Raw genomic sequence first — 25,579 nt, forward strand, 5'->3', positions numbered from 1 at the left:
ACAACCCACCCAACCCCCCCCCCCCCCCCCTTGCGGCGTTCCTCAGCTTGGTGCGCCCCCCCCCCGCCGGGGCCGGCGCCCCCCCCCCCCCCCCCCCCCCCCCCCCCCCCCCCCCCCACTACAGGGGACATTTTCCCGGTAAGGCCAATGCCGAGCATGGCTCGGCACTACAGGTGATGCCTTAGGACTTCATGCGTTCCCAGAAGCCCTTTACGCCATCGATGAAGGTTGCCGACTTCGGTGAGTGCTTGCGCGCTTCGTCGCCGCTGAAGGTGGCTTCAAACTGCTCGAGCAACTTGCGCTGTTCGGCCGTCAGGTTGACCGGGGTTTCCACCACGACGCGGCAGTACAGGTCGCCTTCGGTACGGCTGCGCACCGACTTGACGCCCTTGCCGCGCAAGCGGAACAGCTTGCCGGTCTGGGTCTCGGCCGGGATGCGGATTTCCGCTTCGCCGCCCAAGGTTGCCACGCGGATCGCGTCGCCCAGCGCTGCCTGCGAGATACGCACCGGCACTTCGCAGTGCAGGTCGTCGCCGTCGCGGGTGAAGATCGCATGCTCGCGCACGCGCACTTCCACGTACAGGTCACCCGCCGGCGCACCGGCCGGGCCGGCCTCGCCCTCGCCCTGCAGGCGGATGCGGTCGCCAGTGTCCACGCCTGCCGGCACTTTGACCGACAACACCTTGTCTTCTTCGATGCGACCGTTGCCGTGGCAGGTCTTGCACGGCTTGCTGATGATCTGACCGCGACCATCGCAGTTATGGCAGGCCTGCTGCATGGCGAAGATGCCACGCTGCACACGCACCTGACCGCGACCACCGCAGACATTACAGGTCTCGACCTTGCGATCTTCCGAGCCGCTGCCGTCGCAATCACCGCATTCGGCCAGGGTCGGAATCTCGATGCGGCGTTCAACGCCAGCCACCGCTTCTTCCAGGTCCAGCTCCATCACGTAGCCGATGTCGGCACCGCGACGCGGCTGGCGTGGACCGCCGCCACCTCCGCCAAAGATATTGCCGAAGATGTCGCCAAAAATATCGTTCATGTCCGGACCACCCGGACCACCGCCACCACCGCCCATGCCGTGTTCAAACGCAGCGTGGCCGTGGGCGTCATACATGCGCCGCTTATTGCCGTCGGACAGGGTTTCGTACGCCTCCTTGCACTCCTTGAAGGCAGATTCAGCGGCAGCATCGCCCGGGTTGCGGTCCGGGTGGTGCTTCATCGCGCAACGGCGATAGGCCTTCTTCAGCTCTTCATCGGTTGCGGTGCGGGCTACGCCCAGTACTTCGTAATAATCGCGTTTCATCGGCACATGAGGTTCTGGAATCGGGGTGGAAAATCAGGGACGGAAAGCCTGGTATTGCAGATACCGGAAGGGGATCCGGAAGCCGGAACAGTAGTTCCGGACCCCGAATCCCCAGGCACAACTCCGGCCTTGCTTACTTCTTGTCGTCTTTGACTTCGGTGAACTCAGCGTCCACTACGTCGTCATTGGACTGGGCGCCAGCATCGGCACCCTGAGCCGGGCCCTGCTCACCAGCAGAAGCGGCGGCAAACAGCGCCTGACCGGCTTCTTCCAGCGACTTCGACTTGGCTTCGATCTGCGCCTTGTCGTCGCCCTTCATTGCGGTTTCCAGATCGGCCAGTGCGGCTTCAACCTTGCCGATCACGTCGCCGCCAACCTTGCTGCCATGCTCGGTGATGGCACTGCGGGTTGCGTGGATCAGACCGTCAGCCTGGTTGCGGGTCTGCACCAGCTCCTGGAACTTCTTGTCTTCTTCGCGGTTGGCTTCCGCGTCGGCGACCATGCGTGCGATCTCTTCCTCGGACAGACCCGAACCGGCCTTGATCTCGACCTTCTGTTCCTTGTTGGTCTTCTTGTCCTTGGCCGACACGTGCAGGATGCCGTTGGCGTCGATGTCGAAGGACACCTCAACCTGCGGCATGCCACGCGGTGCCGGCTCGATGCCGGACAGGTCGAACTTGGCCAGCGACTTGTTGTAACGGGCCTGCTCGCGCTCACCCTGCAGCACGTGCACGGTCACGGCCGACTGGTTGTCCTCAGCGGTCGAGAAGGTCTGCGAGGCCTTGGTCGGGATGGTGGTGTTCTTTTCGATGATCTTGGTGAACACGCCACCCATGGTCTCGATACCCAGCGACAGCGGGGTCACGTCCAGCAGCAGCACGTCCTTGACGTCGCCGCCCAGCACGCCGCCCTGGATCGCTGCACCCAGTGCCACAGCTTCGTCCGGGTTGACGTCCTTGCGCGGTTCCTTGCCGAAGAACTCGGTAACAGCCTGCTGCACCTTCGGCATGCGGGTCTGACCACCGACCAGGATCACTTCGCTGATGTCGCTCGAACGCAGGCCGGCGTCATTCAACGCAACGCGGCACGGCTCGATCGACTTCTTGATCAGCTCTTCGACCAGGCTTTCCAGCTTGGCGCGGGTCAGCTTGATGTTCAGGTGCTTCGGACCGGAAGCGTCTGCAGTGACGTACGGCAGGTTCACTTCGGTCTGCTGCGCGGACGACAGCTCGATCTTGGCGCGCTCGGCGGCGTCCTTCAGGCGCTGCAGGGCCAACGGATCCTTGCGCAGGTCGATGCCCTGGTCCTTCTGGAACTCTTCAACCAGGTATTCGATGACGCGGTTGTCGAAATCTTCGCCGCCCAGGAAGGTGTCACCGTTGGTGGCCAGCACTTCGAACTGCTTCTCGCCGTCGACGTTGGCGATCTCGATGATCGACACGTCGAAGGTGCCGCCGCCCAGATCGTACACAACGATCTTGCGATCCTTGTTGTCACCCTTGTCCAGGCCATAGGCCAGGGCAGCCGCGGTCGGCTCGTTGATGATGCGCTTGACGTCCAGGCCAGCAATGCGGCCTGCGTCCTTGGTTGCCTGGCGCTGGCTGTCGTTGAAGTAAGCCGGCACGGTGATGACCGCTTCGGTGACCTTTTCACCGAGGAAGTCTTCGGCGGTCTTCTTCATCTTCTCCAGCACGCGGGCAGAGATTTCCTGCGGCGCCATCTTCTTGGCATCGCTGGTCTGTACCCATGCGTCGCCATTGTCATGCGCCAGGATGCCGTACGGCACGTGGGCGATGTCCTTCTGCACTTCGGCGTCGGTGAACTTGCGGCCGATCAGGCGCTTCACCGCGTAGAAGGTGTTCTTCGGGTTGGTGACGGCCTGACGCTTGGCCGAGGCACCCACCAGTACTTCGCCGTCCTTGGTGTAGGCGACGATGGAGGGCGTGGTGCGATCGCCTTCCGAGTTTTCAATGACGCGGGCCTTGCCGCCGTCCATGATCGCCACGCACGAGTTGGTGGTGCCGAGGTCGATACCAATGATCTTGCCCATGGGGGACTCCTGAGTATTCGTTTGCCGGCAGCCGCCGGGGATGAATGGGATATGGGGAAGGACCTGATGACATTCAAGTCATCCCCGGAACACTGTTTGCCGGCAGCCGCGCCTGATTTAGGCAGCGGCCAGCCAGCGCGGCCGATCAGTCGGCCTGGGCCACCACAACCAGCGCCGGCCGCAGCAGGCGCTCGTTAAGCAGGTAGCCCTTCTGGAACACGGTCACTACCGCGCCCGGGGCCACGCCTGCCGGCGCCGGCACCTGGCTGATGGCCTGGTGATGCTCCGGATTGAAGGCCTGGCCGGCCGGGTCCAGCAGGACCAGACCGTTATCAGCGGCTACTTTGAGCAGCTGCTTGTAGGTCAGTTCCATACCTTCACGCAGCGGATTGGGCTCGCCGCCAGCGGCAGCCAAGCCTGCATCGAGGCTGTCGAACACCGGCAGCAACTCGCCAAGCAGCTTCTCGTTGGCGAACTTGCGGGCCTGGTCGATGTCGCGGGCCACACGCTTGCGCTGGTTTTCCAGATCGGCGCGTTCGCGCAGCGATTCGGCCTTGACCTGCTCCAGCTCGGCGCGCAGCGCCTCGATCTGGTCGTGGTGCGCGTCGTCACCGCCCATGGCGGCGTTCTCGGGGTCGAATTCAGTGTGCTCTTGGTTCATTTTCGGTTCCTTGGCGGATGTTCTGCCGCCTACCCCGACCCGTATGTGGGCCTGTACCGAAAGTTTCAAGGCTCCGGCTCACTCCATGAGACGCATTGTTCCTAATCTGGGCCGGCCATCGCCTGTCCTACATTGACCTGCCCGGCCCGCATGCTAGCTTTGCGCGGCCCCTAGACCTGCCAGCCATGCTCAGACATCTATCGATCAAGGATTTTGCCGTTGTCCGCGCCACCGAACTCGAGTTCGGCCCAGGCATGACTGTCGTTTCCGGTGAGACCGGCGCCGGCAAGTCATTGATGGTGGACGCTTTAGGCTTTCTGTCCGGCCTGCGCGCCGACTCCGGCGTGGTCCGCCACGGCGCCAGCCGCGCCGAGCTGTCGGCCGAATTCAGCCTGGACGACGACGCCCCGGCGCGCAGCTGGCTGCGCGACAACGAGCTCGACGACGAGGAACAATGCCAGCTGCGGCGTGTGATCCGCGCCGACGGCGGCTCCCGCGCCTTCATCAACGGCCGCCCGGTCCCGGTGTCGCAGCTGTCGGAATTGGCCGGCTTTCTGGTCGAGATCCACGGCCAGCACGACCAGCAGGCGCTGTTGTCGCGCCCCAGCCAGCTTGCCCTGCTCGACGCGTTCGCCCGCAATGAGGCTGAGCGCAGTGCTGTGCGCAGCGCTGCGGCGCAATGGCAGACGCTGCTGGACGAGCGCGATGCGCTGTCCCAGCAAGGCGACGTCTCCGACCGCATTGGCTTTCTCGAACACCAGCTCGGCGAGCTGCAGCGCGAAGACCTGGAGCCTGCGGCAATCGTCGCGCTCGGCGCCAGCCACCGCCGCCAAGCCCATTCCACGGCCCTGATCGAAGCCTGCCAGCGCGCTGGCGGACTGCTCAACGGCGATGAGGACGGCCCTTCCCTGCTCTCGCTGCTGCAGCAGGTGCGAAATGAACTGGGTCGGGTCAGTCAACACGATGCCCGCCTCAGTGAGGTCGACGCGATGCTCGATGCCGCCGGCATCCAGCTGCACGAAGCGCTTGCCCAACTGGACCGGGTACAGGACGACCTGGACAGCGACCCGGAAGCCTTCGAAGACATCGAACGGCGGCTGAGCCGTCTGCACGACCTGGCCCGCAAGCACCGCGTGCCAATGGAAGAGCTGGCAGCTACCCGAGACCGCCTCGAAACCGAGTTGGAGCAACTCCGCGGCGCCGACGAACGCCTGGCCAAGCTGGCCGGCGAGATCGACAAGGCCGCCACTCGCTGGCAAACCGTGGCCGCAACACTTTCCAGCAGCCGCCAAGCTGCAGCCGCTTCTCTTTCGGACACGACCACCACGCTGATCGGCGAGCTGGGCATGGGCGGCGGCCAGTTCCGGATCGAACTGGAGCCACAAGCACAGCTGCGCCCAGACCCGAATGGCGCCGAGCGGGTCGAATTCCTGGTCGCCGCGAACGCCGGCCAGCCAGCCCGCGCCCTGCGCAAAGTGGCCTCGGGCGGTGAGCTGTCGCGCATCTCCCTGGCCATCGAAGTCGCCGCACTGGGTCTGGATGCCGTACCGACCATGGTCTTCGACGAAGTGGATTCGGGTATTGGCGGCGCGATTGCCGACATCGTCGGTAAGAAGCTGCGCGCCCTGGGCGAACGCCGCCAGGTGCTGTGCGTAACCCATTTGCCGCAGGTCGCCTCCAAGGGTCACAGCCATTACCGGGTAAGCAAGGCACCGGTGGAAGGCATGACCCAGAGCGCAGTGGAGCTGCTGGATGCCAAGGGCCGCGAGGAAGAGCTTGCGCGGATGCTGGGCGGTGCCGAGGTGAGCAAAGAAGCGCGTGCTGCGGCGCGGAAATTGCTGACGGAAGCTTGACGCCGGGAAGCTTTGGCTTTGGCTTTGGCTTTGGCCGTAGATCTGGCTTTTGCTCTAAAGCCCCTCTCCCGCCTGCGGGAGAGGGGTTGGGGTGAGGGCAGCTCTTGGCTCTTAAGGCTCCGCTCCAAAAGCCCCCCTCCCCAACCCTCCCCTTCGCTGCGCGAAAGGGAGGGAGCAGATCTCAAAGCGGAAGCACCGCCCGCTGACGCCTTATTGGTGAGGCCCCTGCCAAGCATGGCTCGGCACTACAACGACCCTGACAGTGCCTTGGGAAGGCCCTTGCCGAGCATGGCTCGGCACTACAGCGGGGCCTGACAGTGACTCGGTAAAGCCCCTTGCCGAGCATGGCTCGGCACTACACCCCCAGCCCCTTGCCTTCGGCAAAGGACTGGAGCACAAACAAAAACACCGGCCAATGGCCGGTGTTTTTGAATCAACAGCAACAGCCCAAAGACCGTGCCGCCAAAACCTTACTTACGCTTCTTGCGCACGTACAACACCAACGAGTGCTCTTCCAGCTCGAAACCGTGTTCTGCCGCGATCTTCCGCTGCAGCTCCTCGATCTCCGGGCTTTCGAACTCGATGATCTTGCCCGAGTCCACGTCCACCATATGGTCGTGGTGGCCGCCGCGGTCCAGCTCATAAACAGCCTGGCCGCCTTCAAAATTGTGTTTGAGGACCAGCCCAGCCGCCTCGAACTGGGTCAGCACACGGTAAACCGTGGCCAGCCCGATCTCATCACCGCAATCAAGCAACTGGCGGTAGATGTCCTCGGCAGTGAGGTGGTGGTGTTGGGGGGTGTTCTGTTCAAGCAGGGCAAGGATGCGCATCCGCGGATGCGTAACCTTCAGGCCGACTTTGCGCAGGTCATTGGATTCCATAGCCATCGTGTTCATTGGCGGTTTAACGCCAGTTATCTCCGGTCAGATCGCGCTGGGTGCCGGGGAGTGTATCATCGACCTGATTTCCTCAACTGCCCTACCTAATGCGCAACCTCCTGTTGATCGCCGTTGTCGCCCTGTCCACTACTGGCTGCGGCATCATCTACAAGCAGCCCATCTATCAGGGCAACCTGATCCGTGAACAGTCCGTGGCGCAGTTGCAGGCCGGCCAAAGCAAGCAGCAGGTCAATGCGCTGCTGGGCACGCCGTCCATTGCCGACCCGTTCCACGCCCAGCGCTGGGACTACACCTCCAGCCAGCGCGTGAACCGGCTGGGCAAGACCGAGGTGAAGAACTTCGTCGTGTTCTTCGAGAACGACCAGGTTACCCGCTGGGAAGGCGACTATTTCCCGGTACAGGACGGCGACCTGGCACGCAATAGCGTGCGCCAGTTCGGCCGCAACCTGGCCAAGGACAAGAAAAAGGGCCGCTGATCCAGCGCAGCCGCCGCAAGATCAATCGCCGCCGCGCGCCCGCCGGCGGCGATTTTCTTTGGGGTCTGCCAGCAACGGACGCAGCAGCTCCACCCGGTCACCGTCCTGCAGCAGTTGCTGCGGACGCGCCAGCACGCCGTGCACCGCTATTGCCACCACCTCGGCAGCGCCATCCAGCGCCGCCTCAGCCACCGCATCGGCGACCGTGCAGCCCTCTGGCAGCTCCAGCTGCCGCTGCTGGTAACGGTCCGGCCAGGCCAGTACCACCTCTACCCGCATCGCTCAGGCTTCCTGATCGGCCACACGCACGAAATCGTTGACCATGCGATCGGCCAAGCCCTGGAAGCCCAGCGCCAAGGCCGGCCCCAGCAACCGCGAGGTCGGCTCGAACTCCAGCTCCAGAGTGACTTTACAGGCACTTTCGGACAGGGAATGGAACTCCCAACGGCCGTGCAGGCGCTTGAACGGGCCTTCGCGCAGCTTCATATCGATGCTGTGCGGGCGCTGCAACGTGTTTTCGGTCATGAACCAGGTCCGGAACGAGCCCAGCCCCAGATCCAGCCGGGCAACCAGCCGTTCCTCGCCCTGCTCCAGAATTTCCGCCTTGTCACACCAGCGGAACCGGCCAGGATAGGCGGCGACATCGTTGACCAGATTGAACATGCGCTCGGCGGAGTGTTCGACCAGCGCGCTGCGACGAATGGTTGTCATGGCGATACAGATACAGAAAGTGTTCGGGAAGCCCCCGAATCGGAGACAATACGGAAATGAGCACGAAACAAAGCAAGGATAAAGCAAAGAACGGGACGGCCGACAAAACCATCTCGTTGAACAAGCGCGCGCGCCACGAATACCACCTGGAAGAACGGGTCGAAGCTGGCTTGGTGCTGCAGGGCTGGGAGGTCAAGGCGATCCGCGCCGGCCGCGGCAACATGACCGACGCCTACGCCTATGTGCGCGATGGCGAGATCTTCCTGATCGGCGCGCAGATCACCCCGTTGATCCAGGCCTCCACCCACACCGTTCCGGAAGACCGCCGCCAGCGCAAGCTGCTGCTGCACCGTCGCGAGATCGACAAGCTGATCGGCCGGGTCGAGCGCGAAGGCTACACGCTGGTACCCACCGCGATGTACTGGAGCAAGAACAAGATCAAGATCGAGATCGCGCTGGCCAAGGGCAAGCAGAATCACGACAAGCGCGACACCGCCAAGGAACGCGACTGGGACCGCGAGAAGCAGCGCGCGATGCGCGCCCACAATCGCAACGCCTGATGTCCACACAGCGCGCGCTGCAGGCAGCCAGCGCGCAGGATGTGCAGGCGCTTTGTGCGCAGCTGCTGGCCTTCAATCGCAAGGCCAGCGGCAACAGTTTCGATGAGCGGCCACTGCAGCTGGCCAGCCACGACCAGGACGGAACACTGCGCGGCGGCTTGCTCGGCGACATCTGCGCCGGCTGGCTCGCCATCCATGTGCTGTGGGTTGATCCCGAACTGCGCGGCCAGGGATTGGGCAGCCAATTGCTGACAACGGCCGAACAACAGGCAAAGACTGCAGGCGCGCACAGCGTGGTGCTGGACACCTTCGACTGGCAGGCCGAAGGTTTTTATCTGCGCCACGGCTACGAGGTTTTCGGCCGGCTGCCCGACTTTCCGCCCGGCCATGAGCGCATCTATCTGCGCAAGACGCTTTAACCCATCAGTATCCGGCGCAGATCGCGCCGCTGGGCACCGGGCGACCGCAAGGCCGCGTACAGCACGCTCAAGCTGACAACTTCGCTCAACTCAGCAGCTTTGCGGTCATCGCCGCCCAGCCATCGCCGTGCTTCCTCGGCAGCTTCCGGCGGCAACAAGGCCAGGATCGCGACATCGTCCAAGCCATCAACCTGCAGCTGCAGCCCGCGCGCGAGCCGCAACACCTGCGCGGTATGGACCAACAACTGAGCCAAGCCCAAGGCCATCGCGATGGCAGCGACCCGCCCCACCCCGTCAGGGGCAAGCCCGGACCAAGCCGACTGCAGCAACAACAGCAGCACTGCTGCCAACAGATAGACACCAAGCCAGCGTCGACGCACCTGCCGCACCCAGCCCAGCAACCCGCCACAAAGCAGCAGCACCATCGGCGCAAGCTGCGGCCAATGGCTGCGCCCAAGCCACGCCGTGATCAACACCACAACCGCCAACACCAGATAAAACAAGACAGGCGCCAGCGCACGCCGCCGAAACCCAGCCCCAACTCCACCCGCCAACAATCGCAGGCTGCGCAAACCGCGCTGCTGCATGAGCGCCCTCACCTTCACGAACTTGATGGCGGCCATGGTCCAGCGACAAACGTCGCAGAAAGGTCGGCACAGCGTTAAACACATTCCGAATACTGCAACACGGTGTTCGGCGCGGTTGAGGACTAGACTGACGCCCCACTACGGAGCTCCTTCACGATGGATCGCTGGTACACCGCAACGCTGCTGTCCCTGATCGTTCACCAGATAGATGCCGCCTACTGGCACGAATGGGAAATGTTCCATGTGCCCGGCGGCATACAAGGCTTCCTGCTCTTCAACGCGCTGGCAGTTGGCCTGCTGCTCCACGGCTATCGCCAGGTCGTCTTGCGCACGCCCAAGGCAAGGCGCTACGCCCTGCTTTGCGGAGGCATTGGCGTCCTAACTGCCTTGCTCCATGCCGGTTTCGCCTTGGCAGGCCACCACGAATTCGATCTACCGCTGTCAATTGCCACCATCATCGCCTGCCTGACGACCGGTTCAATGCTTGCATCAAAGGCAGTGAGGCCGCACTGATTCCGCACGCCTGTTCCTCCGGATCAACCGCCTGCTCGTCGGTACAAGCGCTTGGCTCGCGGTTGATCTGCATGAGCGACGGGACAGATGCGACTGCGTTGCGGATTCAACGTTGAATCCCAGCAGCGTCAGTCGTTGGCCAGAAGCAGCCGGAAATCGTCAACCAGTCGCTTTCGACTGCTGCGATCGTACTCAGCGGGTGAAAAAGGCATGGCAGAGCTGGCGTAGTCATCTACCAGCTTCAACAACTCGCTTCGCCTTATACCCGCTGGCCCGGGGTCGGTTCCATTGCGGGTAAGCGTCACGAGTTTGTCTTGGAGAAATTCCTTTTTTGCGATGCCCACACCGCTGGACGGGCCGGCAACACACAGGCCAAACGTGCCGTTGAAAAAATGCGGAAGCAGGCTCGCCACCTTTGCCTCTACCGCGGACAAACCCAAACCGCAGCTCTGCAGATAGCGCTTGAGCTCTCCCTCAAGCACGGCAATTACTTCGTCTCGTTCGCAGCCGGGCGCGGCCTGATCGGCAATCAACACCCATCGAGCGCATTCCGGCCGGAAAAACTCGCCATCGATCGGCTCGCTGATCCCGATCTCACCGAATGCCGCCGAGCGGATCACACCATTCCGACAGATGTAGGAAGCCGCTGGCACGGCGTTGGCCGCCAGCAGTGCATCAAGACGGGCAGCTGAAATATTGGCGAGCAGCGCGAAGGTGGGTTTATCAACAAAATGACTGCTCAGATACGCTTCCAGCGTCACGGGGTGCTCCAAGGTTTCAATGCGTCAAATGAAGCGGGCATTTTGCTTCATCCAGCTGAGCTGGCGCATGTTCGCAGAGCAAAAGCGTGAACAGCCGAATCGCATAGCTCCAATCGAAAGGGCCGAGCAGGTGCGTATCACGTGACTGTTCAGGTTCTTTGCCGTAGCATCTGTCCTGTCAGCGAGGTTCCTGCTCCGTTTTGTCGGTACGAAAGGACGAGAACCGTTACAAATCAACGTTAAACCGGGGGTGCACTGTCGCCGATAGGCCGACTCCCAGCCCTGACGAAAAGACGAAAATAATTAAGCCCGCCAAGCACTTACGTTCGGCGGGCTTTTTCATGGGGTCGAGACACTATGGCCTGTTTGGGCATGCTTGGGCAGGGTTTGGGCAGCTTTTACGGCAGCTTTCAAAAGCTGCCGCGACTCGTGAGGCCCGGACTTCATGCAGGAGCGCTTCTCGGGATACAGTGCCACGCCTGCCTTCACGGATGAGTGACAAATGAAAAGCGAGCCAAGGATCGACATGCAAGTTTCTGGAACCGACAGAAACGTGCAGGACCTGAATCAGGTGACTGCCGGCGACACGGGCTATGCCGTCCTACACTCGGCGCTGCAGGCCGTGCCATTCGTGGGCGGACCGGTAAGCACGCTTCTTCAGACAGCTCTCGGAAATCCCGCGCAGAAGCGGCTCAACTCCTTCATAAGCGAACTGAACGCTAGTCTTGTAGCGCTTGAGGGCAAAGTCGATTGCATTCCAGACAAATTGTATGAAACAGGGACGTTCTCGTCCGCGCTGATAAGCTGCTCACACATCGCCCTGCTGACCCAGGAGCCCGAGAAGATCGACGCACTCAAAGCAGCAATGTTGAACATCGCACTTGATACGAAGCCTCGAGAGGCAATCAATCAGATGCGAATAGCGGCGCTTCGCGACATGACCTCGGTGCACATCAAGCTTCTGCACCTTTACATTCAGCACGCGGACGAGAAATACCCAGATCACCCTTGCCGGCAAGGCAAGCGGGTGGAGGATTTGCTGTCTCCTTCGTTCTACGAGGCGCGAACAACCACCTTCGCCGATGGCCCCGACGATACCTATCTGGATCGTGCGTGCTGTGAGCTGGAGTCCTCGGGGCTTATTGAGCCCACCGATGAATCGGGCCTGCAAAGGACCTTCTTTGCACAAAACGGCACGTTCCCCACGCCGCGAAAAACGAACTACAACGAGATGCGCCCTACAGCCTTTGGACGTGACCTGGCGACCTTCATTTCACGCCCCTGCTGATTTCGCCCGAGCGGTGCCCACGTGCGGCTTTAGCGCCCTCCGCGCAGCTTCTCATCCCTCCGCCGCGATAGCTCTGCCGTCTCGGCCACCAGCCTGTCCCAATGTCGCCTGGCCCACACCTCACAACCGGCGCGGCCGGTCTCGTAGGTCGCGCAGTCCCGCCCAGGATGCGTCGCCCTGCCGCTTGGAGGGGGCAGGTGGTAATCAAGCTGGACGAACCATGAGGCATCGAGGCGCTCGACCAATCTGCACACCGCCAGTTCGTTGATGATGATCGCGGTGGGGAATCGCTCGAGGTCGATGACCTTCCCCCAGACGAAGTGCTCAGGAGGCGGTATCACGCAGCCGCCCGGTGCTCATAGTACGGGTGGCGTTTGTCGTCGAAGATCTCGTACAGCTCGCCGAGGTTCGCCGGGTCCGGGTTGAGCCAGCGCTCCACGTTCTCCGGCCGCAGGTTGATGATGGTGCGATCGTGCCCCGCAGCGGCGACCTCTGGCTCAGGGTCGTCTGTAACAGCTGCGAAGCACAGCATGTCCGGCTCTTCACCATTGGGGTCCTGCCAGTTGGCCCATAGACACGCCACCAGCATTGGCTCGCCAGTCCTTGGGGTGAATTTGATTCGGCGGCTCTTCCCGTCCTCCCCATCTACGTTTTCATAGAAACTCGACACCACCATGAGCCCGTGGGTGTGCCCAAACTGGTTCTTCCAGTACCTTTCGAGATTGTCTCGCCTGGCGTTGTAGGTGCCCGAAAGCCGCCTGGTCGCGCCTGACCCAACCCAATCAGAGGACGCTGGCAGGCCTGGCTTCCGGAGCTGGTATCGCATCGGCTTGACTGCATAGCCGTTGCCCTCGCGCACGACAATGGGCACCCACCACTGCGGGAAGAATCGCCAATCCCGGTCCTCGAGCTGCTGCCTCTGCAGGTCCTGCAGCCAGCCCTTGTACTGATCTACCTTGCGGGCGGCGATGCCGACCTCCTTCTCGGCCGTCTTGGTGAACTTGGTCTCGAGCTTTCGCTTGTTGTCAGCCAAGCGCCGCGCCTGTACGAACAAATCCTCCTGCCAGTCCTTTTCGTCGGACGCCCGAGCCGCCGCCATTACGCTCTGGGCCCCTTGGGGAAGCAGAGGGCCAATCGTCTCCAGCAAGGCCTTGGGGATCTTGCGCCGCTCACCGCCGTTGTTCCGCAGCCATAGCGCGGCGAACTCGGACAGCGACATGACCGGCCCCAAGTGCAGGAGCAGCTTCTTGTAGTCAGCTTCGATCTGAGCCGAATAGCACATTGTCCGATCTCCCTTGACTTGACCCGAGCATAACGACCGCGGCGTAGGATCAAAGCATGAACGGAAAACTGACCCGTGCACAGCTGGACGAACGCCTAGCCCTTCTGGAGGCTCGCGCTTGGGAAATCATGGAACAGGAGCTGGAGGGTGACCGCCTCGAAGCCATTGTGGGCGAGGCGGAACCGCTCGAAACCTTGGTGACTGCCGGCGACGAAGCCTACCTTGGCCAGGCTGTTGAACGGATCCTGCGGGCGGTGGGGGCCATCAGCTAGGGCCCCGCTGCAGATCTGGCTCTGGCAGGGAATAACCCCGCCAGAGCCCTGTCCATCAAATCAGTTCAGGTAGACCGAGGTCTGCCCGAATCAGGCTTGCAACGGTCTGGGTCGACCGGGCGCTGGTTAGCATGTCCTTGGTGATCTGATCGAACTGTTCGATCACACCCGCTGAGGGCTTGCAGCCCCCTTTTCGAAACTCTGCGTAGAGCACGACATGCTCTGGGTTCAACAATTTTTCCATTCCCTTCTCTTCCGGATCGCGGCGCTGGTGCTCGCTTTGAGCAATGCCGCGATCTCCCGCCGAGCGCGGTTGCAGCCGCGAAACGACGGTGGGCTGGGCGTCACTGCCCGCAAGCGAAACAACCAGCGCGCGCTTCCTTTGCTTTTCCTTGTTCAAAACAAACCCCTGAAAACGTCGGCGGACTACCGACCCTTCGACGTTTGCACCCCGCGCTCACAACCTAAGTTATTTTTTGATCGAGGCATTCCCAATGGCCAGGGCGACCCGTGGAAGAGCCTTCAGCCGAATAACTTAGACTTCGCTTCTACGTGTCACTCAGCGGCGGGGCCAACCCTCTCCTGCAGGCGTGCGGCCAATTTCGGATTGATGACGATGCCGGCTTCGGCCTTCGCGCCGTACCTGGCCCGGGACTTCAAAGAAGCCCGGATGCTGTCGGATGAGATGGCGAGCTCCGGGTTCGCCTTGTTGAACGCACGGACCTTCTCCATGACCGCAACTCGATCCGCTGCGTCGCCGTTCCGGATGGCCATGGCGTAGGCATTCATCAGGCTCTGCCGTCGCTTGGTGATGTGCTCCTCGTAGTTCTTCAGCGCGCGGTTCCGTTCATACCGCTCCGCCACCTCGGCTGGGCTGAAGCCGGCGCCCTGCAGCAGCACCTGCCACGGACTCACATCCTCGAGCACTGGATCGCCGCGCAAGGTATTGACCCCCTGCGTTGCGTACCGCCCAGCCTTGATCATGTCCTTCAGGCCCTTGGGCAGCATGGTCTCGACACCACGCATGGTGTGGCCCTCTCCGACCTGCTGGGTGCCCACCAGGACGTTTTTGAGAACGCCGCCCATCGGGCCTGCCGCCTGCTCCAGCAGGTGGTTGAACAACCCGCGCCCCTCAAGCTCCCGGTCCGCGTCACGGATCCACAACGAGTCCAACCCAACTCGGCCGGCTATGTTGGCCCCGGTGAGTTTGTTGACTGGGCCCCGCAGCAGAACCTCAGCGCCGCTGGGGCCCAGTGCCTCGGCGAGGAACGCTCGGAACTCCGTCTCCGCGTCCCAAGGCTCGTCGTCGTCACCGAACGCGGACTGCAGGGCGTTGAGAGTACCCATGGCCACGCCCATCATCGGCAAGCCCAGAGCGCCCGAGAACAGGGCGCTCATGCCCATAACGCCGGCCAAGTTCCGCCGGGCAATCTGGCGTACCTCCGGGCTCTGGCCCTTGGTTGCCTGCCAGACCATCCGGCCGAGCGCCCACGACATATTCAGGCTGTACTGCCGGAACATCAGCAGCACCTTGGCGGTACCGCTCTGCATGAACCGCGCACGGTTGGCATTGCTGTAGTCGAAGTGGGTGTCGAAGATGGTGTCCTGGGCGAACTTGACCGCCTCGTCAAACCCAGCGCCGCCATCCTTGGCCAAGCGGAATGCGGCCATGCCGGTGGCCTCGCGATTCACCACCTCGGTCTTGTGGAAGCCCCAACCGATGATCTCCATGGCCTTGGACCAAGCCGGGTTGTACCCGGTCATGCCGCCCTCGGCGATACCTGCCAAGTTGTGTGCCTGCGTCTTGTCGATCGCGCCAGAGGCCTGCAGCGCCTGATAGGCCTTGAACTCGTCTGGGTCGGTCAACGTCTTCTGGATGTTGCCCATAGTCCGCACTGCATCCCGGCTGGCAGCCAGCAGGTAATTCATGGCCTTCACGGGGCCATGGCGCGCGGCCAGGAACGGATAGCTGACCAAGGCGGTCTGGCTGAGATTGACCAGCGCAGCCGCCGGCGTGGCGCCCAGGTAGTACACGAACCCAAAGGACGACACCATGTTGGTCAGGGCGCTGTCCGTCGGATTCATGATCCAGTCGTGCCGGCGCTTCAGCTCCTCGATAATCGTGTCACCTGCCACGATCCGGCGAACATCAGCGCCATCTTCCTTCCGCGCCTCGTCCTGCTGCTTCTGGATCAGGTCGAGGACGCCCTGCAGCTTGTGCGAATACCGCAGACGGGCCAGCTGGTGGGACCCGTGGTGCATGTTGTACGCGAACGCCCGCACGGCATCAGGGTCGAAGCCAGGAATGCCCTTCCGGTGAATGCTGTGCTTTCGCATCGAGAGCTCGGGCAGCGCCTCGAGATACAGCTGGTAGATCTCATCTTGAACCTTGTCGGAGACGTGCGACTGTCGCAGTTGCTGAATCACATCGGCGACGAAGGTCCCTGAGGGCGCGTCCTTTGCGCTGGTCTTATCTCCCTTCTTCCCTTGTGCGGTGATGGTCCAGCCTTTGGCCTTCAGGTCCTTTACGGCCCGCTCCAGCTCGTTGAGCGTCTGGAACATCATGAAGGTATTGGTATCGTCCTTCTCCGCAGACACGTAGTGCTGGCCGAAGCGTTGCAGGGGGAAGTACACGCCCTGCAGGCGTGCCGACTCGAACTGCTCGCGCATCCGCTGCACAAGCTTTCTACGCTGGGCTTCCGACACACCGTCGCCCGAGAGATCCTCAATCCGCTGCGCCAGTGCTTCCTCCATTGCATCGGAGCGCTGGCGATATGAGTCACGGAACTGCTTGTAGATGCCCTGGGCTTCTGCCGGCAACTGGTTCCAGCGATCAACAAGCGGCGCGTACTGCCGGCGGCGGCGCGGTTCGGCGTGCCCCATTGCCTGCAGCGCCTTGATCTCATTGATCATGTTGACCTTGCTGTCGCCGGAGCGCTCCCGCATCTGTTGCTTCTTGACCTTGATGGCATGAGCGATGTTCTTGCGGGTCGCCTCGAACTGCCCAGTCTGCCCAGGCATCTTGAACATGAGCGGCTGATAGGCCTTCGACGGGTCCACGCCATCAACTGTGGCGTCGTGCATCAGGTCGAACAGTTGCTGCGCTTCCGCCTTGTTCTTGCCCACCCACTTTCGGGCCGCCTCGGCCACCACCTCGGCCTCGCCCTGCAGCTGGTTCCGGTCGGCCTGCATTTTGGCCAGATAGTCGGAATAGTGGTTGATGTTCTGGAAATAGTCCGCGCCCAGCTCGGTGAGGTGGCGCGTCGCCAAAGCCCCCAGCCAAGTAGGCCGCTGCGCATCTTTCACCTTGTTGAACCGCATATCGGCCAGCAGCTGCTTGGCACGTGCCAAGAGGCCTTCCCCCTGCAGTCCCTTCTGGATTGCATCGATGTCATCCAGAGCATCAGATGCCGGGAGGCTGAACAGACGCCGCTCAGGGTCGGCGCCCCCGGCATTCCCCTGCTGGACAATGTCCTGCTCCCGCAGTACCGTTCGCGTCGAGGAACCCTGATCTGGTGAACCACTACCGGGCTTATAGAGCCGGCTAAGTCGTACCAGTTCGGGGTTTTTCGTTTCCGACACATAGCGCAACAGGCCCTCCTGGGCCCATTTTGCGAACGTCGCGTCACCAAAGTCCTTGCCGTAGGCGCTGGCCACACGATTGACCTCCAGCGCGCGGCCCTCACTCACTTTCATGTGCAGGGCAGCAAGTACCGGGCGACCGTCTGCGTCCTGTGCCTCAAGGACGACAGCGAGGCTGCCGGCCTCAGTCCTGGAATCAAACACAGCCACCGGGTCGGCAAGCAGCTCGGGCAGGCGCCGCATTACATCCTCGGGGACGTTGTGCTTCACGCCGTTGGTAGCCTTCCGCACTGTGTCGCGGCGGATCATGATGGGCAGATCAGGGGCACCTAGGGCGCGCAGCACTGCTGGTGTGCGGCCCACAGGGATCGGCGGCACAACGGTACGCATGCTGTTTACGATCTTGTCGAACTCAGCCCGGTACGCCGTCGCCTCTTCTGGATCGGGGCGCAGCGCCGCACCGGTATCAGATTGCGAGAAGGCATAAGCCTGGACCGTTGACTGCCGCTCGCCTGCGTTGCGACCTACACGCAGGAACCCGTCTGCCTGGCTGAGCAGATCCCGCACGTCGCTTTCTGACCACTGCAGCGACGGCATCAGTCGGCGCAGGAAGCGGCGAACCGCGGCGACAACTCGGCTGGTGAAGCTGTTGCGGATCCCGCGCTCAGCCATCACCGCAATGGCCTCCTTGGCGAAGGTTTCCCGGTCCACGGTACCGTAGCGCTTGGAGACCGAGTCCAGCACCGATTGCAGCGCCGCAGATCCACTGCCGGTACTGGCCAGGTTATCGATTGCGTCAACGATCTGCCCCCATTCGGCCTTTCCGACAACGCTCTCAACGCCGTAATGACCGATGGCTTCGTGCGCCAGGACCTGCCCGAACCGGGCTTCGTTGGTGATTGCACCAGCGTTGATCCAGATGGTCGGGCTGCCGTTGTAGAGACCTTCTGCGCGGCGGTAGGCCGGATCGACCTTTGCGGATGAGGGGAAGTCTTCGGCGCTTCGAACCACGACGACGTTCGGGGCGTTGTCGCCCCACTTCGCCGTCAGCTCGCTCTTCAGCTGCAGCGCACGATCAAAGGTCAGTCCGGGGCCGGTGTCGCCACGGGAGAAGCGAATGTCGGGGTTGGTCAACTCGAAGGTACCCCGATTTTCGGTAGCCGACTTGATCTGCTCCGGACGGAAAGCAATCCACGTCTTCGCCTCGGGGATCTGGATCCCGTCGAAGCCCTGTCGCTGTAGGTACGCCTGGAAAGCCGCAGAAGCCTCGGGCGTGTCCAGCGACTGCGCTTCTTCCAGCGGCATGACGTACGGATTCTCGACCCGCAGATGCGCATCGATCACCCTCTCGTCAGCCGGCACGCCATCACTCGCGTTCTCGGCATAACGCTTGGCCAAGCTGCGGTCGGTCGTGAAGAAGTGCCCGAGCGGCGCCGTCGCGTGGCCAGTGGCATCTCCAGAGCGATGCTTGCTGAAGGTATAGAACTGCTCGCCGGTCCCGTGGAACACGGTCTGCGGCCTGCCGTTCGTACCCACCACCTGCGAACCGGCAAACCACCGTTTGAAGGCAGGGGAATCCATAGGATCCGCCGGAAGGGAGAAAAGGCGAACGCCGCCGTCCGGCGTACGTTCACTTTCGATGGTCTGGAAGAACTCATCGAAGGCTGCGCGCAGCGCCGGCGACTCATCAGCCGACGGATATGGATACGAGCGCTTCCCTGGCTTGCCGGTGGCCAGCGCCCGCATGCCTTCGAAGGCCTCCTCGGCAACGACATTGGCCAGGTAGTCGTTCGCCTGTCCCTGATCGGCGAGCTTGTCGATGACGTAGCTCTCGAAAGCTCGTGCGGCCATCTCCGGCGGGGTGGTCCAGTACGGGGTCGATCGCACCCGATCGAGCTCGGCACTTCTATCTGCCATGCCACTGGCATCGATCGAGCGGCGCAGTGCATCAAATGCCCCTGCCATCTCGGGACGAATGCCTTGGGCACCATCGCGACCTTTCGCGCGAGGGTTATCCGTCACCATGCCCTGGCTGTCGCCACGCATGCGTGCGAAGTAGTTGTCGAGGCCATGGAACCACTCATGGGCCAAACTGCCGGCGCCATTCGCCTTGGTCAGGTTGATCACCACCGTGCCACGCTCGAAGTGAGCAGCCGCCGCACGCTTGCCACCTCTGCCACGTGCTCCGAAGGCCAGACCCAAGGACCCATTGAGCGACAGCGCGCGCGGCTCGACACCCAGGACACCCGCAAGGTCGAGTAGGCCATCATAGGCGTCGTTGAGATCCCGCTGCCTGCGCCCGTCTTCGACATAGTTGCCAAACTGCACGCCGCGAAAGCCGAATGCCTCGCTGAACTGCGCTGGCGTCACATCAGCGCCGGCGCGGTGATCAATGCCGACCCGCGGCTCATTCGCGTCGCGCCGCTCAGCCGGGATGTCCTTGAGCTGCTCAAGCTTCTTCTCCAGATCCTGCTGGTGTTCGGCTCGGTAGGTGCGCGCCTCCTTGATGCTATCGAAGCTCTCGAGCTCCACGTACTCGCGGCCGATCTTCTTGGCCACGGCGAACCGGGGCGCGGACTCGGATCCGGCAACTGGGCTGCGCAGCGAAATGATGTCGAAGCGCGTGGGCGCCCCCCCTTCACTTGCAGCAGCACTCGGGGCGGCCTGCAGCGCCTTGAAGGCCTCGATCGCAGCCTCTTTGGTGTCGCCTTCGGCGAGTGTCTTCGGCCAGCTCTTGCCGGCCGAGCGGGATTCCACCGTGTAAACCGTACGAGGCGGGTTGTATCGCTCTCCGCCATACACGGTGTACTCACCAGACCGCAGCGTGATCCCCTTCAGGCTCTTGTCGTGGCCCACAGCCTGATAGAGATCCATGCGCCCCTGCAGTTTGGCAGCCACCCCGGGGTGCTGGGCCATCAGCTCCCTGAGCTTCGCCGCGTCAACTCTGCCATCCAACAAACGGGCCGCCGCGTCGCGCAGCACTTCAACCTGCCCAGCCCAGCCCTTGAGCTTCCATGCCGCAGACGGACGGTTCGGGATCTCATCTCGCGCGGCCCGGACCCACGCAACCGAGAAGGGCTCGGCACCGGAATCAAGCAACTTCTGATAGTCCGGCTCTGGCCAGGACTTCGAGAGCGGCGTGGTTGCAAGGTCCAGCTCGTACGCCTGGCGCATGCGCTCGGCGTAGGCCGCGGCATAGTGCTTGCGGGCGCCATGGAGGGTCTCGCCAAAATCCTCGATCGCCGCCCCGTCAGCCTTTGGCTTCGCAACAGCCCCTGCCCCCGGCTCTGCGGTTGGCGCCACGGCCGAGACTCGGTCGATGCCCACCCACCCGGTACCGCGACCGTCGGGCTTCGCATCATCAGCGGCAACCTTGAACGCCGTTCCACCGTAGGCAGGGGCTGCGTCGACCTCGATCTCCATCACTGATGCTTCGTACGGATCGCGTTGCGGACCCTTGCCGCTGGGTGCCACCATGACGCGATCGCCCACCTTTATGCCGTTGGGGGCCACATCTGCCGCGCGCGGCGTTCTCGTTTTTGGTTCCTGCACATCCGGTACCGACTTTGCCGCGGGCGCCCGTCGCGGCTTCGTTTCCGGTTTGCCAAGGACCTCTGCCAGATCCCGCGGCGCCGGCGAGGTTGAATGCCAGCGCGCGTCCTCGCCCGGCACAAACTTTCCGTCCTTGTCGACCCGCTGAACCTTGACGCTCCAACGCCCGTGTTTGTCGACGCTGGGCTTGAACTCGAGCACCTTGTCCAGCAGCCCTGCATAGCCCTTAACAACGCGGCCGGGCTGGAAGTACGCGCCCAAAGTGCCCACGTCATTCCGGTCGTACTCGGGAGATCCGCCGATCTTGCGCACACGCGGCGTGTAGGTTGTCGCCGCCTTATGTGCTGGTGCTGGTGCTGGTGCTGCGACGGCAGCCCCAGCAGGCGCGGCGGTTATACGCGGCGATCGCGTGACCCGGCGCGTGGTCTTCTTCGGATCCCTCACCCATGCCTTGAACTCGTCCTGCGTCATCTGTTTGATGCCGCTAAGGCCAGTCCAACCCTTCTCGTAGTTGTCCAGATACGTCGACCGTGCCTCAGCCTCAGTCGCAGTACCCATCACCACCTTGTGCTCGTCAAAGCTGCCGTCCTTGTTCACCTGGTCGACCACGAACACTGGCAACTGCGGATCCTCGGCCCGGTCCGTCATGAACACGTCAACGTGGTCCTTGTCTTTGCCAACGGTGCCCTTGATGTAGCCGTAGTGATTCTTCAGCGCCGGCCACTCCGGGCTGCGTTTGCTCCCGGCGGGATTCTCGATGCTGATGTCGTGACCATTAATGCGCCGATGCCCCTTCTTGTAGTTTCCCGCTTCCTTCTGAGCGTCCGTAGGTTCTGGCAGATCGTTCGTTGGGCTGGTAGCGGCTTCCGCAGCGGCACCAGCCAGATCCGGCGCCGGGCTATCTACGACCGCGCCGGCAGCAGCGGTTGGGGCATCACTGGTATCACCAGGCTCCATCGCAGGCTGCCCAGCCGCTGCAGCTCCCCCTCCCAGACCCTCCCCGTTCACAGCCGTCGCTTGTGCATTGCCGTCATTGGCAACCGCTGCTATCGGCGCAGTTTCTGCAGTTGAGCGCGGGGTCCGCACCACGAACCCGCCATCGACGGGGAAAACCTGGCCTCCATCAGTGCGTGCAGCTGCACGCTGAGCAGCCTCTTCAATCGTGAACGGCCCGCCGCTTGGAGCCCCGGTGTCGGTCTCCTGCATTTCCTCGCTCGAGTCGTAGGCGGCAGACGCTACCCCTCCCGCACCCTCCCCAACAGCTACGGGCGTGTCGCCCAGCTCGCTTGCCGTGACCTCCCGCAATGGTTGCGCAACCTCGGACACAGTCGGCGATCGCTCTTGCGCGAGCGGCTGGATGGACTTCGCCTGACCCAAGCCGACTTCCTTGCGCCTGCCCGCCGCACCCTTTACCTGTTCGAGCAGTTGGGCCTCGAAATCCGGTGCTCCAGCGATCGCCTCCGCTGCCTCGCTGGCGGGTGGCTCCCCTTGCTGCAGTTGCGCGCTGGTGATGCCTCGCTTGCGCTCGGCCTTGACCTTTTCCAGCGAAGGGCGAACAACAGATTCCCCAAGCCCGTATTGATCGCGCATGGCCTTCAGAGCAACGGGTGTTCGGATCCCCCCACCGTTCTCGACCTGATAGTCGAAGTGCGCATGCAGCAGCTGCTCGATGTCGTTGCTGGTTGGCGCCCGCGTCTGCTCGCCGGTCTCCACATTGACCCAAGGCGGAGCAATGGTTGGCGCCATGGGCGCAGTTGGCTGCTCGAGCAGGTCACCCTGCCCTTGGCCCTGCTCGCCAACCGGCGTTGCGCTGGCACCCAAAGTGCGTGCCGCCGCCGTAATGTTCGCCACCTCGGACAAGCTGCCTGGCGCCGCGTCCGGGAACGGAACGTTCGCACGTGGCCTCGGCGCAATCGGTGACTGCTGGTTCAAGCTATCGGCGCCGACACGAAGACCCGGCGATGCACCTGGGTTCGGTACCGGCGGCGCCGGTGCACCCGTGACGCGAGGATCCAGACCGCGCTGTTCCGGGGTGAGTACCGTACCGCCTGGCGTGACCACGTTGACGCCGTAGGGCGCCTGACCATCCGACGGTGGCAACGCCAGCTGAGATTGCAAGTCCGGCGGCGGCAGCGCTGGGGGCTGCGGTCGCGGCACGATGGGTTGCTGATTGTCGCCGCGGCTGGCGATAGCGCCACCGGCGGCCATACCGCCGCCCAACACGGCACCCAGCGCGGCGCCGGTACCGGCGGCCTCCGGCACACCCTCCCACGCGGCTTGATTCGGGTCTATCTGTCGCTGGCCGAGGTTACCGGCCAGCTGGGAACCACCTTCCTGGATCGTTTCCTCGACCGTCTCCTTGGCTGCGCCCTTGAGCATGGCCACCGGCCGGCGCGCAAGCCCGCGCGTAAACACGTCTGCCTCAAAAGGCGCAGCGAAGCGGCCAGCAACGGCCGCGATCGGCGCGGTGATCGCCTGGGCCTGCATCGATGCGCCCCGCGCCATAGTCTCCTTGGCCGTGCTCGGCGCGACGCCGCTGGCGATCATCCGCTGATACTCGGGATTAGCGTCCCAAACAGACTGCGGCTGCGCCATGGCCTGCTGATAGGTCTGCTGCCCTGCAGAGCCGGTCTCCATCAAGGTGGTGAGACCGGTAGCGGCCGTCGTCGCGGCCTTGCGCCCCGCGGCTGTCGCCGCGGCTGTGGCTGCCTCCTCACCCAAGCCCTTGGCAACCGCTCCAGCCAGCGCACGCTGCCCGGCGCGCGCTGCAGCCAACCGGGTACCACCACCCAAGGTGACAAGATTCGGCACCTGCTCAGCAACGAAGTTGCCCAACAGTGCGGGGGAACTCAGGACCTTCTTGGCGCTGCCAAAGAACCCCTCGGTTTCAGCCAATTCCTGTTTTTCATTCTTCAGCGCGCCCGACTGCTGATCACCGATCCAATCGCTAGCGGCTTTAACGCCTGCAGACACTGCGGCATTTTCCGTACCTGCAGAGTGGCCGAGCATCGCTTCGCTCGGCGTGCGCGGGATCTTCGCCGCCAAGTCGGACATGCCAGCCACACCGAGGCGATCCAACACTCGCAGGCCTTGCCGTGCCAGGTTGTCAGGCCGCGTGGATGCCTTCCCTTCTATCACCCCCCCAATGATGTTTGCGGCACCGCTCGCTACACCCAAGAGCGAATCGCCGGCGACCTGACCCCAAGAACGCTCAGGACGTTTTGCAACCCGGCCTGCCTCAAAAGGATTCCCCTCGACCTTCGTGACAGAAGGTCGACGTGGCACCACGCGAGGCGTACCCGCGCTACTGGACGCAGGTTGTGCAGGCGTGCCAACTGTCGGAGCACCCGAAGTGCTGAACGGGTCGTGGTCGACCTTTTCAAAAGTTGCCATTACGGATCTACCCTCGAATAGCTGCCGTCTGTTCCTTGGATGTACCAGTTGCCGTCTGGTGCGCGCCGTGCGCCGGCGACAGGCGGCTCATCGCCACCGCGCAACCTTGCATAAAGCGGATCCGCATCGAGTGCGGCAACTGAGGCAGCCTTCGCTTCCGCGTCAGAGCTGGGGTCATTCACGATCGCGTTGTATCGATCGGTATAGGACTTGAGGCGCTCGCCATCCGTCAGCTCTCCGGTCTGCCGCGGGGCCTGTGGCGCACGTACTGCAGCACCGTCAGCGCCAGTTACCGGCCGCCACCCACCATCAGGCCCGATGATTCCCATACTTCCATCGGCCGACACGCTTACCTCTGGGCGGCGCGCAAGGCGGGAGATTTCCAGACTGGTATCGCGGCCAGCAGCGTTGTCCGCCATCTGGGCGTTGACCTTGGATGCTTCCAGCTGCCGGTTGGCGGCGTTCTCCGCGCTCACAGCGTTCGCTTGCAGCGACGTGAGATCGGCCTGATCTTGCGTCCGCAGGGTCTGCATCCGCTCATCACGCTGCGCACCCGCCTCGCCAAGAATCGCCTGAGCTACAGCAGCTCGGCTGCTTGGGCTTCCCTTCAGGCTCGCGCTACCCATCGCCCGGGTGAGCTTATCGACCAGCGTGTCGTTGGGGTTCTGAATCACGGCGCCTTGGCGCCCGCGGATAGCCTGAGCGGGTGCGGGACGTGGCGCCACGATTGCTGCAGGTGCGACCGCCGCGGCATTGGCTACCGGTCGAGCTGCAGACATCGCTCCAGCTGCCGGGGCTGCAGGCGGCGAAGCCACCTGCGCGCCATCGATCATCGACCCCGTCGCAACACGCCGATCGCCTCCGGCACCGAAGTTGGCATTAGCCAGTTGCACCCCCTGGGCCAGCCCTGCAGTGCTATCGCTATAGACCGAGTTGCCGGCGGCGTCCACGGTACGTTGAATGCCGCCGCCAGCCGCTCCTGCACTTGCAGCCGCTTGGCTCGGGGCACCAGAGACAACGCGGCTGGTTACACCCGCGAAATCGGTCCCGCGAGCAGTTGGGACGCCGACGGAAGGTTCTGGCAACACGCGGCTGGTTACGTCAGCAAAACTGGGCGCCGGAGCTGCTGCGCTTGCTGCAGGCCTATCCACCGAAGGCAACGCCACCGGTTGGCCAGCGTCGGCAGCTGGTTGCTCGCCAGCGAAGGCGCGGCCCACGTCTCGCGCAAACCCCAGGGAGCTCCTGATTGGCGCAGTCCCAGCCGATACCGCGGACCCGACTGCTGTCGCAGCCCTCTGTTGGCCTGCACCCAGCGTGGCCCGAGCACCGTCAAACGCCGAGCGCAATCTGGTACCGACCACGGTTCCGGGAGCTGGCCGGGGTGCAACCAAGGCAGGTGCTCGAGCCGCTG

19 protein-coding genes are annotated in these 25,579 nt (G+C 63.2%); 7 read left to right on the forward strand and 12 right to left on the reverse strand.

Features of this window, described 5'->3' with window-relative positions:
• Positions 1 to 181: 181 nt before the first annotated feature.
• The 3 genes from dnaJ to grpE form a co-directional block, all read right to left on the reverse strand.
• Positions 182 to 1,309: a molecular chaperone DnaJ gene (dnaJ, locus tag ACVOLR_RS16190; protein ID WP_481517911.1), complete on the reverse strand. Its 1,128-nt coding sequence runs from the start codon at positions 1,307 to 1,309 to the stop codon at positions 182 to 184.
• Positions 1,310 to 1,442: 133 nt separating this feature from the next.
• Positions 1,443 to 3,359 carry a molecular chaperone DnaK gene (gene dnaK / locus ACVOLR_RS16195; protein ID WP_481537350.1) on the reverse strand — a complete coding sequence of 639 codons (1,917 nt, stop codon included), beginning with the start codon at positions 3,357 to 3,359 and terminating at the stop codon, positions 1,443 to 1,445.
• Between the two features lie 145 nt (positions 3,360 to 3,504).
• Positions 3,505 to 4,020: a nucleotide exchange factor GrpE gene (gene grpE / locus ACVOLR_RS16200; protein WP_481537351.1), complete on the reverse strand. Its 516-nt coding sequence runs from the start codon at positions 4,018 to 4,020 to the stop codon at positions 3,505 to 3,507.
• Positions 4,021 to 4,205: 185 nt separating this feature from the next.
• Here grpE and recN point away from each other — a divergent pair, with 185 nt between their 5' ends.
• Positions 4,206 to 5,873: a DNA repair protein RecN gene (gene recN, locus ACVOLR_RS16205; RefSeq protein WP_481537352.1), complete on the forward strand. Its 1,668-nt coding sequence runs from the start codon at positions 4,206 to 4,208 to the stop codon at positions 5,871 to 5,873.
• Between the two features lie 470 nt (positions 5,874 to 6,343).
• On the opposite strand, the gene fur is transcribed toward recN, so the two are convergent.
• Positions 6,344 to 6,754: a ferric iron uptake transcriptional regulator gene (gene fur, locus ACVOLR_RS16210; RefSeq protein WP_282271992.1), complete on the reverse strand. Its 411-nt coding sequence runs from the start codon at positions 6,752 to 6,754 to the stop codon at positions 6,344 to 6,346.
• Positions 6,755 to 6,858: 104 nt separating this feature from the next.
• Between fur and ACVOLR_RS16215 the strand changes: the two genes are divergently transcribed.
• Positions 6,859 to 7,248, forward strand: coding sequence for an outer membrane protein assembly factor BamE (locus ACVOLR_RS16215; protein WP_481537353.1), 390 nt, complete (start codon positions 6,859 to 6,861; stop codon positions 7,246 to 7,248).
• 21 nt (positions 7,249 to 7,269) lie between these two features.
• On the opposite strand, the gene ACVOLR_RS16220 is transcribed toward ACVOLR_RS16215, so the two are convergent.
• Entirely contained in the window at positions 7,270 to 7,527 is a 258-nt protein-coding gene (locus ACVOLR_RS16220; protein ID WP_481537354.1) for an RnfH family protein, read from the reverse strand.
• Positions 7,528 to 7,530: 3 nt separating this feature from the next.
• On the reverse strand, positions 7,531 to 7,959 hold the full coding sequence (locus tag ACVOLR_RS16225; protein ID WP_481513579.1) for a type II toxin-antitoxin system RatA family toxin: 429 nt from the start codon (positions 7,957 to 7,959) through the stop codon (positions 7,531 to 7,533).
• A 56-nt stretch (positions 7,960 to 8,015) separates the two neighbouring features.
• On the opposite strand from ACVOLR_RS16225, the gene smpB reads away from it, so the two are divergent.
• The gene (smpB, locus tag ACVOLR_RS16230) at positions 8,016 to 8,519 is read left to right on the forward strand and encodes an SsrA-binding protein SmpB (protein ID WP_481530312.1); all 504 of its coding nucleotides are present in this window, start codon (positions 8,016 to 8,018) and stop codon (positions 8,517 to 8,519) included.
• Positions 8,519 to 8,938 (forward strand): GNAT family N-acetyltransferase, encoded by a 420-nt coding sequence (locus ACVOLR_RS16235; protein WP_481537355.1) that lies wholly within the window; start codon positions 8,519 to 8,521, stop codon positions 8,936 to 8,938. Before smpB ends, ACVOLR_RS16235 begins: the two co-directional genes overlap by 1 nt.
• Here ACVOLR_RS16235 and ACVOLR_RS16240 read toward each other — a convergent pair.
• Positions 8,935 to 9,441, reverse strand: a complete 507-nt coding sequence (locus ACVOLR_RS16240; protein WP_481537356.1) for a hypothetical protein — start codon at positions 9,439 to 9,441, stop codon at positions 8,935 to 8,937. The two genes, ACVOLR_RS16235 and ACVOLR_RS16240, sit on opposite strands and share 4 nt — an antisense overlap.
• A 240-nt stretch (positions 9,442 to 9,681) precedes the next feature.
• On the opposite strand from ACVOLR_RS16240, the gene ACVOLR_RS16245 reads away from it, so the two are divergent.
• Positions 9,682 to 10,038 carry a DUF6713 family protein gene (locus tag ACVOLR_RS16245; RefSeq protein WP_481537357.1) on the forward strand — a complete coding sequence of 119 codons (357 nt, stop codon included), beginning with the start codon at positions 9,682 to 9,684 and terminating at the stop codon, positions 10,036 to 10,038.
• Between the two features lie 128 nt (positions 10,039 to 10,166).
• Here ACVOLR_RS16245 and ACVOLR_RS16250 read toward each other — a convergent pair whose 3' ends face one another.
• The gene (locus tag ACVOLR_RS16250; protein WP_481537358.1) at positions 10,167 to 10,799 is read right to left on the reverse strand and encodes a DUF6058 family natural product biosynthesis protein; all 633 of its coding nucleotides are present in this window, start codon (positions 10,797 to 10,799) and stop codon (positions 10,167 to 10,169) included.
• Positions 10,800 to 11,301: 502 nt separating this feature from the next.
• Between ACVOLR_RS16250 and ACVOLR_RS16255 the strand changes: the two genes are divergently transcribed.
• On the forward strand, positions 11,302 to 12,087 hold the full coding sequence (locus ACVOLR_RS16255) for a hypothetical protein (protein WP_481537359.1): 786 nt from the start codon (positions 11,302 to 11,304) through the stop codon (positions 12,085 to 12,087).
• A gap of 337 nt (positions 12,088 to 12,424) precedes the next feature.
• On the opposite strand, the gene ACVOLR_RS16260 is transcribed toward ACVOLR_RS16255, so the two are convergent.
• Positions 12,425 to 13,369, reverse strand: a complete 945-nt coding sequence (locus tag ACVOLR_RS16260; RefSeq protein WP_481537360.1) for an SOS response-associated peptidase family protein — start codon at positions 13,367 to 13,369, stop codon at positions 12,425 to 12,427.
• Between the two features lie 56 nt (positions 13,370 to 13,425).
• Between ACVOLR_RS16260 and ACVOLR_RS16265 the strand changes: the two genes are divergently transcribed.
• Positions 13,426 to 13,641 carry a hypothetical protein gene (locus ACVOLR_RS16265; protein WP_481537361.1) on the forward strand — a complete coding sequence of 72 codons (216 nt, stop codon included), beginning with the start codon at positions 13,426 to 13,428 and terminating at the stop codon, positions 13,639 to 13,641.
• A 55-nt stretch (positions 13,642 to 13,696) separates the two neighbouring features.
• On the opposite strand, the gene ACVOLR_RS16270 is transcribed toward ACVOLR_RS16265, so the two are convergent.
• The 3 genes from ACVOLR_RS16270 to ACVOLR_RS16280 form a co-directional block, all read right to left on the reverse strand.
• On the reverse strand, positions 13,697 to 14,041 hold the full coding sequence (locus tag ACVOLR_RS16270; protein WP_481537362.1) for a hypothetical protein: 345 nt from the start codon (positions 14,039 to 14,041) through the stop codon (positions 13,697 to 13,699).
• A 155-nt stretch (positions 14,042 to 14,196) separates the two neighbouring features.
• On the reverse strand, positions 14,197 to 23,829 hold the full coding sequence (locus tag ACVOLR_RS16275) for a PLxRFG domain-containing protein (RefSeq protein ID WP_481537363.1): 9,633 nt from the start codon (positions 23,827 to 23,829) through the stop codon (positions 14,197 to 14,199).
• 338 nt (positions 23,830 to 24,167) lie between these two features.
• On the reverse strand, positions 24,168 to 25,118 hold the full coding sequence (locus ACVOLR_RS16280) for a hypothetical protein (protein WP_481537364.1): 951 nt from the start codon (positions 25,116 to 25,118) through the stop codon (positions 24,168 to 24,170).
• Positions 25,119 to 25,579 lie beyond the last annotated feature (461 nt).

This window comes from Stenotrophomonas sp. STEN030, from assembly GCF_056759995.1.

Bases quoted from the DNA above. Each gene is read 5' to 3' on its own strand.
- dnaJ (WP_481517911.1), bottom strand. From the start codon at position 1,309: ATGAAACGCGATTATTACGAAGTACTGGGCGTAGCCCGCACCGCAACC.
- dnaK (WP_481537350.1), bottom strand. From the start codon at position 3,359: ATGGGCAAGATCATTGGTATCGACCTCGGCACCACCAACTCGTGCGTG.
- grpE (WP_481537351.1), bottom strand. From the start codon at position 4,020: ATGAACCAAGAGCACACTGAATTCGACCCCGAGAACGCCGCCATGGGC.
- recN (WP_481537352.1), top strand. From the start codon at position 4,206: ATGCTCAGACATCTATCGATCAAGGATTTTGCCGTTGTCCGCGCCACC.
- fur (WP_282271992.1), bottom strand. From the start codon at position 6,754: ATGGAATCCAATGACCTGCGCAAAGTCGGCCTGAAGGTTACGCATCCG.
- ACVOLR_RS16215 (WP_481537353.1), top strand. From the start codon at position 6,859: ATGCGCAACCTCCTGTTGATCGCCGTTGTCGCCCTGTCCACTACTGGC.
- ACVOLR_RS16220 (WP_481537354.1), bottom strand. From the start codon at position 7,527: ATGCGGGTAGAGGTGGTACTGGCCTGGCCGGACCGTTACCAGCAGCGG.
- ACVOLR_RS16225 (WP_481513579.1), bottom strand. From the start codon at position 7,959: ATGACAACCATTCGTCGCAGCGCGCTGGTCGAACACTCCGCCGAGCGC.
- smpB (WP_481530312.1), top strand. From the start codon at position 8,016: ATGAGCACGAAACAAAGCAAGGATAAAGCAAAGAACGGGACGGCCGAC.
- ACVOLR_RS16235 (WP_481537355.1), top strand. From the start codon at position 8,519: ATGTCCACACAGCGCGCGCTGCAGGCAGCCAGCGCGCAGGATGTGCAG.
- ACVOLR_RS16245 (WP_481537357.1), top strand. From the start codon at position 9,682: ATGGATCGCTGGTACACCGCAACGCTGCTGTCCCTGATCGTTCACCAG.
- ACVOLR_RS16255 (WP_481537359.1), top strand. From the start codon at position 11,302: ATGAAAAGCGAGCCAAGGATCGACATGCAAGTTTCTGGAACCGACAGA.
- ACVOLR_RS16260 (WP_481537360.1), bottom strand. From the start codon at position 13,369: ATGTGCTATTCGGCTCAGATCGAAGCTGACTACAAGAAGCTGCTCCTG.
- ACVOLR_RS16265 (WP_481537361.1), top strand. From the start codon at position 13,426: ATGAACGGAAAACTGACCCGTGCACAGCTGGACGAACGCCTAGCCCTT.
- ACVOLR_RS16275 (WP_481537363.1), bottom strand. From the start codon at position 23,829: ATGTCCGACTTGGCGGCGAAGATCCCGCGCACGCCGAGCGAAGCGATG.